This is a genomic window from Kitasatospora sp. NPDC057518, assembly GCF_042802075.1.
Taxonomy (GTDB): Bacteria; Actinomycetota; Actinomycetes; order Streptomycetales; family Streptomycetaceae; genus Kitasatospora.
Window position 1 is genome coordinate 1 of the sequence record NZ_JBHVEU010000252.1, and the last position, 12,981, is coordinate 12,981.

General features: G+C 73.4%; 13 protein-coding genes. 1 reads left to right on the forward strand and 12 read right to left on the reverse strand.

All coding sequences use genetic code 11. The features are described from left to right. Nucleotides 1-59: 59 nt before the first annotated feature. The 3 genes from ACFU7Z_RS24360 to ACFU7Z_RS24370 all read right to left on the reverse strand — a co-directional run bounded on the left by ACFU7Z_RS24360 (nucleotide 60) and on the right by ACFU7Z_RS24370 (nucleotide 3,541). On the reverse strand, nucleotides 60-767 hold the full coding sequence (locus ACFU7Z_RS24360) for a response regulator (RefSeq protein WP_380779599.1): 708 nt from the start codon (nucleotides 765-767) through the stop codon (nucleotides 60-62). Continuing rightward, nucleotides 764-2,065 (reverse strand): sensor histidine kinase, encoded by a 1,302-nt coding sequence (locus ACFU7Z_RS24365; RefSeq protein WP_380779602.1) that lies wholly within the window; start codon nucleotides 2,063-2,065, stop codon nucleotides 764-766. The genes ACFU7Z_RS24360 and ACFU7Z_RS24365 overlap by 4 nt, the downstream gene beginning before the upstream one ends. Nucleotides 2,066-2,320: 255 nt before the next feature. Further along, nucleotides 2,321-3,541 carry a helix-turn-helix domain-containing protein gene (locus tag ACFU7Z_RS24370; protein WP_380779604.1) on the reverse strand — a complete coding sequence of 407 codons (1,221 nt, stop codon included), beginning with the start codon at nucleotides 3,539-3,541 and terminating at the stop codon, nucleotides 2,321-2,323. A 275-nt stretch (nucleotides 3,542-3,816) separates the two neighbouring features. Here ACFU7Z_RS24370 and ACFU7Z_RS24375 point away from each other — a divergent pair, with 275 nt between their 5' ends. Next, nucleotides 3,817-5,082 (forward strand): Ig-like domain-containing protein, encoded by a 1,266-nt coding sequence (locus ACFU7Z_RS24375; RefSeq protein ID WP_380779606.1) that lies wholly within the window; start codon nucleotides 3,817-3,819, stop codon nucleotides 5,080-5,082. A gap of 152 nt (nucleotides 5,083-5,234) precedes the next feature. Here the strand turns inward: ACFU7Z_RS24375 and ACFU7Z_RS24380 are convergent, their stop codons facing one another. The 9 genes from ACFU7Z_RS24380 to ACFU7Z_RS24420 all read right to left on the reverse strand — a co-directional run bounded on the left by ACFU7Z_RS24380 (nucleotide 5,235) and on the right by ACFU7Z_RS24420 (nucleotide 12,956). Beyond that, on the reverse strand, nucleotides 5,235-5,909 hold the full coding sequence (locus tag ACFU7Z_RS24380) for a response regulator transcription factor (protein ID WP_049649020.1): 675 nt from the start codon (nucleotides 5,907-5,909) through the stop codon (nucleotides 5,235-5,237). Nucleotides 5,910-6,056: 147 nt separating this feature from the next. After that, a complete protein-coding gene (gene mslH / locus ACFU7Z_RS24385) occupies nucleotides 6,057-7,379 on the reverse strand; it encodes a lasso peptide C-terminal Trp epimerase (protein WP_074004738.1) in 1,323 nt (440 codons plus the stop codon). Next, nucleotides 7,376-8,098: a thioredoxin domain-containing protein gene (locus tag ACFU7Z_RS24390; protein ID WP_074004737.1), complete on the reverse strand. Its 723-nt coding sequence runs from the start codon at nucleotides 8,096-8,098 to the stop codon at nucleotides 7,376-7,378. Before ACFU7Z_RS24390 ends, mslH begins: the two co-directional genes overlap by 4 nt. A 3-nt stretch (nucleotides 8,099-8,101) precedes the next feature. Then, nucleotides 8,102-8,605 (reverse strand): MauE/DoxX family redox-associated membrane protein, encoded by a 504-nt coding sequence (locus ACFU7Z_RS24395; protein ID WP_074004787.1) that lies wholly within the window; start codon nucleotides 8,603-8,605, stop codon nucleotides 8,102-8,104. Nucleotides 8,606-8,613: 8 nt separating this feature from the next. Next, the gene (locus ACFU7Z_RS24400) at nucleotides 8,614-9,486 is read right to left on the reverse strand and encodes an ABC transporter permease (RefSeq protein ID WP_074004736.1); all 873 of its coding nucleotides are present in this window, start codon (nucleotides 9,484-9,486) and stop codon (nucleotides 8,614-8,616) included. Continuing rightward, complete coding sequence (locus ACFU7Z_RS24405) at nucleotides 9,483-10,448, reverse strand: ATP-binding cassette domain-containing protein (RefSeq protein ID WP_074004735.1); 966 nt, start codon at nucleotides 10,446-10,448, stop codon at nucleotides 9,483-9,485. Before ACFU7Z_RS24405 ends, ACFU7Z_RS24400 begins: the two co-directional genes overlap by 4 nt. Continuing rightward, complete coding sequence (locus ACFU7Z_RS24410) at nucleotides 10,445-10,876, reverse strand: lasso peptide biosynthesis B2 protein (protein WP_074004734.1); 432 nt, start codon at nucleotides 10,874-10,876, stop codon at nucleotides 10,445-10,447. The genes ACFU7Z_RS24405 and ACFU7Z_RS24410 overlap by 4 nt, the downstream gene beginning before the upstream one ends. Continuing rightward, on the reverse strand, nucleotides 10,873-11,136 hold the full coding sequence (locus ACFU7Z_RS24415; protein WP_074004733.1) for a lasso peptide biosynthesis PqqD family chaperone: 264 nt from the start codon (nucleotides 11,134-11,136) through the stop codon (nucleotides 10,873-10,875). Before ACFU7Z_RS24415 ends, ACFU7Z_RS24410 begins: the two co-directional genes overlap by 4 nt. After that, nucleotides 11,133-12,956, reverse strand: a complete 1,824-nt coding sequence (locus ACFU7Z_RS24420) for a lasso peptide isopeptide bond-forming cyclase (protein ID WP_380779608.1) — start codon at nucleotides 12,954-12,956, stop codon at nucleotides 11,133-11,135. Before ACFU7Z_RS24420 ends, ACFU7Z_RS24415 begins: the two co-directional genes overlap by 4 nt. Nucleotides 12,957-12,981 lie beyond the last annotated feature (25 nt).

Here is a 12,981-nt window from a genome sequence, read left to right on the forward strand (position 1 = left end):
CCCCTGCCCACGCCGGGGGCCGGCCCGACCCGGCTCGCTTCCGCCTGGTCCGACCCGCTTCAGCCGGCCGGGTTCGCGGACCGGGCCTCGACCAGACCGGACTCGTAGGCCGCGATCACCGCCTGGGCACGGTCGCGAACACTCAGCTTGGCGAAGACGCTGGTGATGTAGTTCTTGACCGTGGAGACGCTGATGCCCATCGCCGAGGCGATCTCGGCGTTGTCGAGGCCGGTGGCCAGCAGGTGCCACACCTCGATCTCACGGGGCGTCAGTTCACCCGGAGCGGAGACCGGCACCGGCGCCGACACCGGCGGCCGCGGCAGGCGGGGCGAGGTGACGTAGGTGGAGATCAGCCGGGTGAGCAGGCGCGGCGCCACCACCGCCTCCCCGCCGTGCACCGTCCGCACGGCCGCCGAAAGCTCCTCCGGGGAGACGTCCTTGGGCAGGAACCCGGAGGCGCCGGCGCGCAGGGCGGCGACCACGTACTCGTCCATGTCGAAGGTGCTCAACGCCAGGACCCGGCACGCGGGCAGCTCCTGGGAGAGCCGCTCGGTCGCCTGGACCCCGTCGAGGACCGGCATCCGGATGTCCATCACCACGACGTCGGGCCGGTGCTGGTGCGCGAGGTCCACCGCCCGCTGCCCGTTGTCCGCCTCGGCCACCACCTCGAACGCCGGGTCGGGGGCCAGGATCAGCGCCAGGCCTCGCCGCACCAGCGGCTGGTCGTCCGCGATCAGCACCCTGATCCGTTCCGTGGTTCCCGTCATCCGAGCCGTTCCTCTCCGTCCGCCGGCGCCACCGGCAGACTGGCCACCACCCGGAAGCCACCACCGTCGATGCCCCCGGCCACCATGCTGCCGCCCTGCAGCGCGACGCGCTCGCGCATGCCCATCAGACCGTACCCGGTGCGGCCGACCCGCGGTCCGGGCAGACCGCCCGCCCCCGCCGGGGCGTCCACCGGGGAGTCGAGCGGCGCGGCGGTGCCGTTGTCGGACACCTCGACGGTGACCCGGTCCGGGTGGTAGGTCAGCCGGACCCTCGCCCGGGCGGCCCGGCCGGCGTGCTTGCGGGTGTTGGTGAGGGCCTCCTGGACGATCCGGAACACCGCCAGGCCGGCGCTCGGCGGCAGCGGGCGCTCCTCCCCCAGGACGGCGAAGTCGGTGGGCAGGCCGGCCCTGCGGGACTCCTCGACGAGCCGTCCGAGCTGCCCGACCCCGGGTTGCGGCGCGGACGGCGCCTCACCCGACGCCCCGCCCGGAGCCTTGCCCGGCGCCCGGTCCGACCCGTCCGGCTCGTCGTCGGCCCGCAGCACGTCGAGCAGGTGGCGCATCTCGCGCAGCGCCATCCGGCCGGAGCCCTCCAAGGTGACCAGGGCCTCGCGCACCACCTCGGCGTCACCGCCGAGGTTGGCCCTGGCACCGGCGGCCATCAGCTGCATGGTGGTGATGTGGTGGGCGACGATGTCGTGCAGCTCCCGCGCGATGCGCCGCCGTTCCTGCGCCACCGCGCGGTCGGCCAGCAGCCTTCGCCTGACCTCCACCTCGCGCTGCCACCACGTCAGCCCCTCGGCCGTGACGACGACCAGCGCCGCGGCGACCACGTTGCCCGCCACGTCCCCCACCGCGGGCGGCAGCGGATACCCCCGGCCCACCAGCGGTACGGCGGCCGCCACGAGGCCGGCCGGCACGGCCACCGCGACACCGCGGGACCGGGCCACGGCGAACAGCGCGACGCAGAGCGTGCCGGTGAAGTGCGGCGGCATCGACACACTCAGGTTCAGCGCCAGGCCGAGGACCAGCACCCCCGCCAGCGACGCCAGCGGGTGGCGGCGCCTGGTGAGCAGCGGCACGGCCGCCAGTACCAGCAGGACCAGCGCGGTCCCGGCGATCGGCGGTCTTCCGTCCGAGCCGCCGATCGTGTAGCCGAGGAGGTCCAGGACAGCCACCCCGGCGGCCACCAGCGCGTCACCGGCCGTCCAGGGCAGGCCGGCGCCGCTCTGCTCCGGCGACGGCCGAAGTGGCAGTGGCAGTGGCAGTGGCAGCAGTGGCCCGTGGTGCGTCGACATGCTGTGGCGCTCCTCTCTACGGCCGGTCGGCCGCCCCGGGCCTCGCCGGTCCACCGAGACCGCCGCCCGTGAGCCGTCCCCTCGCGGCGGCCCGCGGCCCGGGGAGCGCTCCGGCGTCCCCGGTCGATCCTCCCAGCGGCCCCCGGCCCCGGGCAGGCTCCCGGGACCGATCCCGGACCGGGCCCCTGGTCCTGGCCGGGGCCGTACCCCGGGGCCCCGGTCCTGATCGCGTTCCCGCCCCCGGCGCCGGCGCCGTTACTGCCGGGCCGGGGCCTGCTCCCAGGCCTGCCCGCCCGCCGGGTAGGCGTACAGCGGCCGGTCCTTCACCGCGCTGGTGCGGAACGGGGTGCCGTGGCCGAGGTCGACGGGCAGCATCCCCTTCCGGTTGCCGCTGGTCCACTCCAGTTCCAGGTACCAGCTGACGTCGTGGGTGGTGGTCTCGGCGGTGACCTCGATGACCGCCGGTTCGCTCTGGGTCACGACCACCGGCAGGCTGCCGCTGCCGTCGGCCACGACCGGGACGGGGCGGGCCGCGTCCAGGTCGATGCGGTAGGAGCGGGCGCCGACCCCGCCGGCGCAGCCCTCGCCCATGGAGTAGGCGTTCCAGGCGAGCGGGGCCGCGACCCGGGTGACCCGGACGTTGAGACCCGTCAGCAGCACGGTGTCCCAGCCGGTGCCCTGCACGGTGAGCTTGACCGACCGGGAGTGGCCCGGCACCGCGCCGACCTGGGAGGCCCAGCCCGCCGCCTCCGGCACGGCGGGCGGTCGGGGGACCTCGGACGGCGGGCGGTTGACGACGTACTGGTCGCACTTGGCGTCCCAGCCGGACGGGTGGACGGCGACGCTGATCGGTGCGCTGGTGCTCGGGTCCGCCCCGCCGGTCGCCCCGGGCGGGCTCGCCCCGGCAGCGGCGACGGCGGCGGCGACGGCGGCCGCGGACAGCTGCGGGGACAGGGACGGGGCCGGGGATCCGGTGGACGACCCGGCGTCGGCGGCCCGGGCCGGGTCGGTCTCCCCGTCCGGACGGAGCCTCAGGCCGGTGACGACGACCCCGACGGCGACCAGCAGCGCGATGGCCGTCACCGCGGCGAGGACGCCCCGGCGGCGGGTGCGCCGCCGGGGCGGCACCGCGGGGGCGCGGTCCGGGACGGGCTCCGGTGCCGGGGCCGCCGCCGGTGCCGGGGTCGCGGGCGGTGCGGGTGCCACCGACTCAGGGGCGACGGTCGGCCTGTTCCCACGCGTCGCACGGACGACGACCCACAGCCGGTACAGCTCGACACGTTCCTGCGGCGTCGCCTCGCACACCCGCGAGAAGTGGTCCAGCGGGGCGAACTCCGTCGGCATCACATCGCCGTTGCAGTAGCGGTGCAGGGCCGACGTGCTCAGGTGCAGCCGCTTCGCCAGCGCTCCGTAACTGAGCCCCGACCGGCTCTTCAGCTCCTGCAGCAGCCGGGCGACCTCGTCCGTCTCCCTCAACTTCCCGATTCCCTTCGGCACTGTTCCTTCACCCGCCCCCGGCAGTCGGGCTCGGCACCGTCACGTCCCCCGACGGGTGTGGCGCGGGCTCCGGCAGACAAGCACGCGGCACGCCGTCCCACGGTTCCGCCATCCCGCGAACGCGTCCCAGGAAGCTTACGTCTTCCCAGCTCAGAGCAGGTACGGGCGTCCCCGGGTCCCTGATCGCCGGCTCACCGTTGTGGCCGGGACGAGCGGCCGGACAAGCTGGCGACCAACACCGAGAAGGAGCACCTGTGAGCACTGTTCGGGCGGCCCGTTCCGCCATACGCACCACCGACCGTTTCAACCGCGGCGCGGTGGCACTGACGATGGGCGGGGTCCTGCTGATGACCGCGGCCTGCGGTGACGAGCAGGGCAAGGGCGGTGAAGCGGCCGGCCCGGCGGGCGCCTCCGCCACCACCGCCCCCGGCGCCACCGGGGACGGGAACGCGAACACGACCACCTCGAAGACGTCCGCCGCCGTGCTGGACGTCGAGCCGAAGGACGGCGCCCGCGGCGTCGCGCCGAACGCCCTGCGGGTGTCCGTCTCCAAGGGCAGGCTCACCACCGTCGACGTGACCGACAAGGACGGCAAGCCCGTCCAGGGCTCGATCACCCCGGACGGCACCGGCTGGAAGCCCGCCGCCGCGCTCACCCCCGGCACGGCGTACACGGTGAACGCCCAGGCCGCGGACGCCGACGGCCTGGTGGCCGCGTCCACCTCCGCCTTCACCACGCTCACGCCCGAGAAGCAGGTGTCCACCAACGACAACATCGGCGACGGCCAGACGTACGGCGTGGGCATGATCGTCAAGGTGGACTTCAGCACGAAGGTCGTGAACAAGGACGCCGTCGCCAAGGCGATCACCTTCGAGACGGACAACGGCACCGAGGTGAAGGGCCACTGGTTCGACGACAACCGGCTGGACTTCCGCCCGGCCGACTACTGGAAGCCGGGCACCAAAGTGACCATCCACTACCGGCTGAAGAACGTCGAGGTCGCCCCGGGCGTGTGGGGCGACGTCGACAAGGACGAGCCGTTCAGCATCGGCCGCTCCCAGGTCTCCACCGCGGACGCCGCCACGCACCAGATGACGGTCGTCCGGGACGGCAAGAGCACCACCGTGCCCGCCACGCTCGGCGACGCGAAGCACCCGTCGTGGGGCGGCACCATGGTGATCATGTCCAAGGAGAAGGTCACCCACATGAACTCCCAGACCGTCGGCCTCGGCAACGAGTACGACATCCCCGCCGTCCCGCACGCGATGCGGCTGACCAGGAGCGGCACCTACCTCCACGGCAACTACTGGTACGAGGGCGACCCCTTCGGCAAGGCGAACACCAGCCACGGCTGCGTCGCGCTCAAGGACACCGAGGGCGGCAGCGACACCTCCAGCGCGGGGGCGTTCTTCAACAGCTCGCTGATCGGCGACGTCGTCACGATCGTGAACACCAAGGAGAAGACCGTCGCCCCCGACAACGGCCTGGGCGGCTGGAACCTCCCCTGGGCGAACTGGTAACCCCCACCCGCCCCGGCGGCACCGACCAGTGCCGGAAACCGACGGGCTGACACCGACCGCGACCACAACAGCTGAGCCGCCGTGGAAGAGGCCCCCGGGCCCCTCCTCACCACGGCGGCTCCGCCACGCCCGGGTACGGCCTCGGGCAGGCGTCAGGCGGGCATGCCCGGCTCGGCGAGACCGCTCTCGTAGGCGATGATGACCAGTTGGGCCCGGTCCCGGACGTTCAGCTTGGCCAGAAGGCTGCTCACATGCGTCTTCACGGTGGGCAGGCTGATCACCAGCCGCTGGGCGATCTCGGCGTTCGACAGCCCGTTCGCGATCAGCACGAGCACCTCCTGCTCCCGCCTGGTGAGCCCGACGAGCCGCGGAGCCGGCCGCGCCGTCGGCCGGGTGCGGGAGACGGTCTCGATCAGGCGGCGTGTGACCGTGGGCGCCAGGACGGCCTCGCCGGTGGCGATGACGCGAATGCCGGCGACCAGGTCCGAGGGCGAGGCGTCCTTCAGCATGAATCCGCTCGCGCCCGCCTGGAGGGCCGGGTAGACGTACTCGTCCATGTCGAACATCGTCAGGGCCAGCACCCGTACGCCGGCCATGGTCTCGTCGGAGCAGATCTCCCGGGTGGCCGCGATGCCGTCCATGACGGGCATCCGCAGGTCCATCAGGACGACGTCGGGCCTGAGCTCCCGGGCGAGTTCCACCGCCCGGGCGCCGTCACCGGCCTCGCCGACGGTCTCCATCCCCGGTGTCGAGTCGACGAGGACGCGGAAGCTCCCGCGCAACAGCGCCTGATCGTCCGCGATCAGCACCCGGACCGCCTCGGCCATCCCGCATTCCCCGCAAACTGCTCATCGAGCCCTCGAAGTCCGCGATTCTAGCAGCAGCGCCTGTTCCGTCCCCTCAACTGCCGTTGAGCATACGGCCTGTTGAGGGCGGTCCGGCCGGGGCTGAAGGACCCCGGCCGGCCGCGCCCGTCACGATCCGTCGAGCACCAGCTCGCCCGTCCCGGCCTCCCCGACCGTCACCCCGGTGCCGTAGGGCTCCGCGAGCCGGACGACGTCGGCGAGGATCTCCCCGGCGACGACGGAGTCCGCCAGCCGGGGGCGGCCCCGGTGGTGGACCGGCCGGCCGAAGCCCAGGTCGACCGGGTGGAGGCGGGCGCCCACCAGGACGCCGTCGTCGAAGGTGAGCACCGGCACGAGCGACTGCCAGTACCGGCGATGCGGGGCGAACATCCGGCGGCCGTGGCCGCCGAGTTCGTCGAAGTACCGGCCCGGGGTGAGCTGCTCACCGGCGGAGACCTTCGCGTAGTCCTCGGCCGGCACCCGGTCGGCGAGTTCGATCTGGCTGACGATGTTCCCCAGGCTGTAGAAGATCGGCTTCCCCCGGTGGAGCTCCACTCCGCGCAGGTGGTGCGGGCCGTGCCCGACCACGATGTCGGCGCCCTCGTCGATCATCCGGTGGGCGAACTCGCGGAGGAACTCGCCGGGTGTCTCCGGCGTCAGTCCGGGCTCGTGGGAGTGCACGCTGACCAGGACGAGGTCCGCGCGGCGCCGGGCCTCGGCCACCCACCGGGAGATCCCGTCGAGGTCCGCCGGATCGCACCGGGTGGTGAAGCCCGGCGCGTCCGCGGTCTCGAAGCGGGTGCCGAACAGGTTGAGCCGGCCGGGCGAGGGCATGGCGGGATCGAAGCCGAGCAGGGTGCGCGCCTCGGCCCGCCGGTCCCGCAGCCCCGTATCGCCGTCGATCCCGCGCAGGACGTCCATCTGCGCCGGCGTCACCCGCAGCGTCGCGCTGTGCCGCAGCGGGCTCAGCCCGGGCCGGCCCGGCAGGTCCGGTGACGGGGCGGCCGCCTCCTGCCCGGGCAGGAACGTGGAGCTGCATGAGATCACGGCCAGGCTGCCGGCGGGACGGTCGACGTAGACCGGCCGGCGGGCGGCGGCGAGGTCGGCGCCGATCCCGGCAAACGGGACGCCCTTCGCGCGCAACAGGTCCACGGTGCCGAGCAGTCCGTCCGTGCCCAGGTCCAGCGCGTGGTTGTTGGCGCAGCCGAGCACCGTGAAGCCGGCCGCCGCGACCTCGTCGACCACGCCCTGGTCCGCGACCAGGCAGCCGCCGCCCGCCGCGTTGTGCACCGGGTGCCCGCGTCCGGTGGCGGGGACGACCTCCAGGTTGGTGAAGGCGAAGTCCGCTGCGCGCAGGGTCTCGCGCAGCCCGGCGGCGGCCGGTTCGGAGCTGATCAGCGCTCCCCGGGTCGCCATGCAGTCCCCGGAGAGCGCCACGGTCAGCCGGGTCATCCGCGGGCCTCCGTCACCGCGCGGGTGAGGGTGGCGACCGCGTCAGCCCCGGTGACCTCGACGCGTTTGCCGTTCACCGTGACGGTCGGGGTCAGCGCGACCTTGCGGGACGCGGCGACGTCGGAGACGTACCGCACCCAGGGCGTGTACGTGCCGGCCCGGACGCACTCCTCGAAGGCGGCGCCGGTGATCCCGGCATCCTGCCCGGCCGCGATCAGCTGGGCCTCGCTCAGGCCCGGCCCGCGTTCGGCGGGCTGCCGGTCGAACAGCACCGCGGTGTACTCCTCGAACCTGCCCTGCTCGACGGCGCAGGCCGCGGCGGAGGCCGCCCGGGTCGAGTAGCCCGCGGGGCTGCTGCGGTTGTCGAGGAAGGTGACCGGGTGGTAGACGACGCTCACGTCGCCGCTCGCCTGGAGGGTCTTCAGCTCGCCGGCCAGCGCCTTCTCCGTGTTGCGGCACTCGGGGCAGAGGTAGTCGAGGTAGAGGTCGACGCGCACCTTGCCCCTGGAGGCGAGCAGCCCCGCCTTGTCGTCCGTCGCCTGGGCGGGGACGGTGCCCGGCACCTTGTCCGGCATGGTGTTGCTCGCCCGGACGAGGCCGACGCCCACCAGCGCGGCCCCGACCACCACGACCGCGGCCAGGAGCGACACCAGCAGGGTGCGCCGCCGGCGGTGCCGTTTCCGCACCATCTCCCGCACCATGGCGTCCGTTGCCTGCATGGCCTATCGCTCCTTCGTGTCCAGGACCCAGGGGTCCAGCGCGTAGCGGGTTCGCGGATTCCGGATCAGGAGGACGGCCGCGGCGAGCAGGACCAGGTCGCGCGCGATGTCGATGACATAGCCGCGCACGGCTCCGTCCGTCACGGTGCCTCCGCTGCTGAAGCAGCCGCAGTCGATGGACAGTCCCCGGGCCCAGACCGAGGTGATGGCCGCGATGTACACCACCATCAGCACGGCCGCGCCGGCCGCCACCACCCTGGTCGCCAGCCCCGCGAGCAGCAGCACGGCGAGCGAGACCTCGATGAACGGCAGGACGCCGCCGACGAGTTGGGCGGTGTCATCGGGCAGGATCCGGTACAGGACGACCGTGCGGCCGGCCTCCGTGAGGTCCTGGACCTTCAGTAGGCCCGCGTAGCCGAGGACCGCCGCCAGCAGGAGCCGGGCCGCGGTCCCCGTCCACTCCCATGCCCGTACGGCACGCGCCGGGTGCACTCCGGTTCCGTTCACGGTCCCGCTCACCGCGACCGCGCGAACCGGTGGGTGGCCACGCCGAGCGCGGCGGCGGTGATCGCCACCAGCAGCCCGAGTTCCGCGACCACGGGCGGGTGCCAGTGCCCGAGCATCAGCCGGGTCTGCTCCGAGGTGAGGATGTCGGGCCCGGGCAGGGTCCGGCGGACCGCGTCGACGCCGTAGGTGAGGGGGTTCAGTTTGACCACGGTGTCGAGCCAGCCCGGCAGCCCGTTCGGCGGGAACATCGCGCCGGAGAAGAACATCAGCGGCATCAGGCTCAGGTTCACCACGATCTGGAACGTCTCGACCTGTCGGATCGTGACCGCGGCGAGCAGCCCGATCGAGGTGAACATCAGCGAGACGAGCAGCGTCTCCAGCAGGACGACCAGCAGCATCGGCGTGTACCGGATGCTCGCGATGCCTCCGACCGACAGGAGCATGAGGCCGTAGACCGCGCCCGTGGTGGCCCCGCCGAACGCGAGGCCGAGCACGATGCTGGAGCGCGGGAACGGCGAGACGAGCATCTGCCGGAGCATGCCGAGCTTGCGGTCCCACACGAGCGAGATGCCCACGGCGACCGCCGGCGCCTGGACAGACATGATCAGCGTGCCGGGGAACAGGAAGGCCCGGTAGTCGTTCAGCTGGGCCTTGCCGAGGCTGGAGGACGCCGCGTCGAGGCCGGTGCCCAGGACGACGAGGAACAGCAGCGGCGTCACCAGACCCATGATCAGGCGCACCGGGTTGTGCCGCAGTCGCGTCATCTCCCGCCGCCAGAGCAGCGCGTACGGCCTGAGGGCGAATCCCCGGCGGCCGGCGGTCGGGCCGGCTGGGGCCGCCTTCCCGGCGGGAGCGTCCAGTACGGTGTCCAGACCGCTCATCGCATTCCCTCCCCGATATCGCTGAGTGTGCGGGTCTTCGTCCCGCTCTCCCGGATCTCGGACCCGGTGTGGTGCAGGAAGACGTCGTCCAGGGTCGGCGAGGTGGTGGTCACCGAGAGCACGGTCACCCCGAGTCCGGCGCACAGCCGCGGCACCAGGGTGGGGCCGTGGGGGACCCTCAGGCGCAGTCCGTCGGGCGCGGGCTCCGTCGTCAGGCCGAAGCGCTCGGAGAGCTGTTCCGCCGCGAGCGTGTCGTCCTCGGTGCGCAGCACGACGAGGTCGGACCCGATGATGGACTTCAGTTCCGCGGGCGACCCCTCGGTGACGACCTTGCCCTTGTCGAAGATCGCGATCCGGTCGCAGTGCTCCGCCTCCTCCAGCTGGTGCGTGGTGAAGAAGACGGTGATGCCCTGCTCCTGGCGCCGCCTGCCCAGGTACTCCCAGACGGCCGCGCGGGTCTGCGCGTCGAGGCCGGTGGTCGGCTCGTCGAGGAAGAGGACCCTGGGGGAGCCGAGCAGGCCCCGGGCGATCTCCAGGCGGCGGCGCAGACCGGTGGAGAACTGCCCCACGGGGACGTTGCTGCGTCCGGACAGTTCCATCATGTCGAGCATCTCGGCGATCATTCCGCGTGCCTCGCGACGGCCGAGCCCGCACAGGTCGGCCTGGAAGCGGAGGTTCTCGGCCGCGGTGAGGTCCTGGTCGAGCGTCGACTCCTGGAAGACGATGCCGATCCGGCGGCGCACCTCGGCGGGCCGGCTCACCACGTCGACACCGGCCACCTCCGCCCGGCCCGCCGTGGGCTTGAGGAGCGTGGTCAGCATGCTGATCGTGGTCGTCTTGCCGGCGCCGTTGGGCCCCAGGAAGCCGAACGTCGCGCCGTCGGGGACGGTCAGGTCGAGGCCGTTGACGGCCGCGTTCGTACCGTAGTAGGCGTAGAGGCCCTCGGCCCGGATCGCCGTCATCGGAGGTTCCTCCTCTCGGGGCGGCGCACGGCCAGCACGGTCTGGAACACGCCCATCTCACCCGGTTCGTCCACCGGCCGTCCGTCGATCTCGACCCAGGCGTGGGCGGCGAAGGGCTGGGTGCGGAACCCCGTGCACCAGTCCGCCCATCTGCCCCGGGCCCTGCACAACAGGACGGTGGCGACGGACCGTTGGAGGCAGCCGAGGCCGGCGCAGCGCGTGCTGACCGAGACGACCGACCGTCTGGCCCGCGCCGTCTCGGCGTACCCGGCGGGCCGGGTGCCCCGGCTGATCACGCGCAGCACCCGCTGGAGCCGGGCCGGAGGCAGCCTGACCAGCAGCCGGGCCGCGCCGGCCGCGCACCTGGGCGCGATCTGGCGGTGCAGCGGAAGTCGCGGGGCCTGTTCCGCGACGGCGGGGGTGGTCACCGCGAGACCTCCACGAGGTTGGCCGCGCTCAGTCCGTCGACGAGGTCCATCACGTCCTGGTGGGCCTGGTCCCGGCTCACGGGGGCGGCCTCGGACATGAGTACGGCGAGCGTGTCGGGGGAGTCCCCGTCGAGCAGCTTGCGCAGGATGGCGGAGCCGGTCGCGTTCAACTGCCAGTAGCGACCCCGGCGTCCGTCGAGCAGTACCGCCCCGGTCTCGATCGGGGTGAGGGTGACGTCGCGGGCAAGGCTCAGCTTCATCTGCGTTCTCCCGTGTCCTGGAGGTGGGGCCGAAGGTGCGTCCTGAGCCAGCTCTCGCAGGCCACGGTGGTCTCGATCGGCTGGATGTGATGGGCCATCGGCCCGGGGTTGAGCACCGCGGACCGGAACTTCGCCGGGTCGATGAGGCCGAGCCGGGCGAGCTGCGAGTCCTCGCAGAGTTCCAGGAGCCGGGCCCGGTTGCGGGCAATGCCCCGGAACGCCTCGGCGCTGAACTCGCCCTTGTCGCGGCGGTCGAGGATGTCCGCGGGCACGAGACCCCGGACTGCGTCGATCAGCAGCGGCTTGAACCGCCCGGTCGCCAGTCGCTCGTCGATCCGGGTGGACATCGCCGCCTCCAGGACGCGGTCGTCGAGGAAGGGGGCGTCCCAGACGATGCCGCTTGCGGCGACGACGGTGTTGACCTGACGGACCGTCTTGCCCTCGAAGGCGATCGAGGCGAGCGCCTGGTGCCGGGCCCGGTCCGCGTCGAGCGGCTCGGGGGTCTCCCGAGCGGCGTCGGTGAGCAGCTTCCGGACGGCCGCCGCGGCGTCCGGCGTGGCCCAGGCCGGCAGGCGGGGCGCGAACACCCAGCCGAAGTCGGGCTCGTCGAGCGGCGAGGGCGGGTCGCTGATCCGGGCGGCGACCCGGGCGAGGCTCTGGGCGAACGTCGACCGGTCCGTGAGCGCCCGCACGGTCCCGCCCAGGGACCAGCGGTTGGCGAGCCGGTAGCGATTGAGCAGCTTCAGGCCGTTGACCGGCTGGGCACGGGCCAGCGACCAGGCGCAGGCGGGCATCCTTCCGAACAGCTCGTCCCCTCCGAAGCCCGTCAGGTGCAGGGTCGCGCCCTCGCCGGTGGCCCGTGTCGCCAGGTCCCGGATGTGTGCGAGCCCGGAGGCCCAGGTCGACGGCCCTTCCGGGGCCAGGTCCGCGTAGTCGGCGGTGTAGCCGACGTCGAGCAGGTTCTCGGCGCGGTCCGAGGAGAGCATGTGGTGCCGGGCCGACGGGAGCATGGCGGCGGCCTTGCGCGCCCAGGCGGTGTCCTCGTTGGCGCCGTCGATCGGCATGACGTGGTACGTGACCAGGTCGGCGCCGGCCGCGTCGGCGAGGAAGCAGAGCGAGGTCGAGTCCAGGCCGCCGGACAGGTCGGCGCTGATCGTCCGGTCCGGACGGATCCGGGTGGCGACCGCCTCGGACAGCGCGGTGCGCACGGCCCGCGCGCCCTCCGCGAGCGGGAGGCGGGCCTCCGGCAGGTTCCACCAGCGGATCTGCCGCGACCGACCGGCCGCGTCCAGTTCGAGCCAGTGCCCGGTGGCGAGCGCGTCGACACCCCGGCGGACCGGGCGCAGGGACAGCGGCCACGGCGCTCCGCCGGGTGCCAGGAGGCGGGCGGCCAGCAGCGTCTCGTCGAGGCCCGCGCCGGTGAGGCGCAGCAGCGGCCCCACGGCGCCGGCCGCCACGGTCACCCCGTCCACCACGGCGGTGAAGACCTGGCGCACACCGGAGACCGAGCCCTGCACTCGGACCTTGCCGTCCATCGAGGCCATCAGGTGGACGAGGCCCGGCAGGCGGGACGCGACGGCGTCGATGTCGTGGAGGGAGCGCATCCGCCCGAGTGCGGCCGTGGTGGCCTGCTCGTCGAGCCGGGTGCGTCCCAGGAGCGCCAGGCGCCGTGGACCGGCATGGAGCACCGTCATCTCGTCCTGCTGCCAGTCGCCCACGATCCAGGGCCGCCCCGACGCGTGGTCGATCCGGTGTGTCGCCCGCAGCCGCGCGGCCGCCTCGACGCCGGCCGCGCTGTCCGGAAGAACTACGAATTCCATGTCGTCTCGCTCCCTGGGGTCGTGC